This window comes from Turicibacter sp. GALT-G1 (genome assembly GCF_025594995.1).
In the GTDB taxonomy this organism is placed as follows: domain Bacteria; phylum Bacillota_I; class Bacilli_A; order MOL361; family Turicibacteraceae; genus Turicibacter; species Turicibacter bilis.
In genome coordinates this window covers 1-1,634 of sequence record NZ_JAMQUS010000111.1, presented here as the reverse complement: position 1 = coordinate 1,634, position 1,634 = coordinate 1, and the positions used below count along the sequence as shown (strand labels likewise).

At 29.8% G+C, this 1,634-nt stretch carries 2 protein-coding genes; both read right to left on the bottom strand.

Going from position 1 to position 1,634, the window contains the following annotated elements:
* Positions 1-187: 187 nt before the first annotated feature.
* Positions 188-1,030, bottom strand: coding sequence for a phosphatase PAP2 family protein (locus NEH74_RS13385; RefSeq protein WP_237252671.1), 843 nt, complete (start codon positions 1,028-1,030; stop codon positions 188-190).
* Positions 1,031-1,258: 228 nt separating this feature from the next.
* Entirely contained in the window at positions 1,259-1,546 is a 288-nt protein-coding gene (locus NEH74_RS13380; protein ID WP_055245309.1) for a rhodanese-like domain-containing protein, read from the bottom strand.
* Between the last annotated feature and the right edge of the window lie 88 nt (positions 1,547-1,634).

The following is a 1,634-nucleotide window of genomic DNA, read 5'->3' as shown; positions in this document are numbered from 1 at the left end:
ACCGCTTCACCAACGGGCCTGTTCCCTTAGTGCGACTTGATTATCTTATCATCTTTGTCGACTTCTGTCAAACACTTTTTTTATCTTTATTTTCTGTTTTTTTCTTATTGCTGTTCAACGCTTTATTATATTATCATCATTGTCGAATAATGTCAAATGCTTTTTTCGAAAATAAATAGGAGTAAAATTAATTGATTCTACTCCTTAGGCTAACCTTATTAAACAAATATGGATACAGACCAAAACCATAAAACGAAATAATCATATTGCTTATAAATTTTGCATAATCAGTTTCCACCATAAAACAGCTAAATAACATTTTTATGCTAAGAAGGGAGCTAATTCCTATTATAAAGCACATGGTTCGCCTAAAAACACTTCTACTCAGCTGAAAATTGACATACCTCATTTCAAACCATATCCCCAATACGAAGCCACTATATCCTCCTATTGATCTAGCAAAATCACTAGATGAATTAAAGATAGCAGGTAAGAATACCAATAACGTTAATAAATATAGTAATTTTCTATTTTCTACTTTCACAAACAATCTATATGTAATATAGCTCATTAAGCTACCAATAATTATCCCACCTACAACATCTTTTGGATAATGTACTCCTAAATATAGTCGAGATAATCCAACTAATATAATAATTAAGATAAAAAAAATAGAATACTTATATTTTTTTAATAAAAGATATAGTGCTCCGTAAGTTGAGGCTGCTGCTTGAGAATGACCACTTGGAAATGAGTATCCTGTGGCGGTATGAACTCTAAGTGAGCGAATCCCTTCTTCACCAATTGGTCTTTTAGCTTTTACAATATTTTTGACTGTATTATTCAGCATTAAGCTACTAAACAAGGAGTAAGCAACATACTCTCCACTTGTTTTATCAATACACCAATATATTCCTAAAATTATAGAGATAATTAGTGAACTTTCACCAAGTATCGTTATCATTTCAAATAATTGATCTAAAAATGGTGTGTGAAAACTCTGAATGAATCTTAGAATATCTAGTTCCATCATGATATCCCCCTTTATTTTTTTCATTACTAGCCTTCTGCGATAAATTAAATGAGGCTATATAAACACTTTAACTCAAAATTTTTTTCTATTTTCTCTCTAATACTCCTCTCTCCTAGTTTAGAAATATTATCATAATATATTTTATTATGTTAACATCCTACTTAGACCGCCTATTACTCTCAGGATAACCATAAATAAAAAATTCTCTTTTAAGAAGAGAATTTTTTATTTACTATAGTATTCAAGCATGCCACCTTCAACATTAATAACATCATAACCTAGATGTTCAAGATATTCTGTTACTCGAAAAGTACGGGCCCCCGATCGACAGATTAAATAATACGATATTTCTTTATTTAAAAAATCTTCTGGAGCTTGAAGTAATTCAGACATTGGAATATGTGTAGCTTGTGCTAATTTAGGCAGCGATAAGAACTCTATACTTTCTCGAATATCAATTAAGTTAATTGAATTTAAATTTGATTTTATATCATTAATATGGACTGATTTCATTGTATTCACCTTGCTATCTTTTCATTCTAACACGTTATCTCATTAAATAACAATGTAATACGTTTAAATCGAGTAGGAGATAATTAAT

Bases quoted from the DNA above. Each gene is read 5' to 3' on its own strand.
- NEH74_RS13385 (WP_237252671.1), bottom strand. From the start codon at position 1,030: ATGGAACTAGATATTCTAAGATTCATTCAGAGTTTTCACACACCATTT.
- NEH74_RS13380 (WP_055245309.1), bottom strand. From the start codon at position 1,546: ATGAAATCAGTCCATATTAATGATATAAAATCAAATTTAAATTCAATT.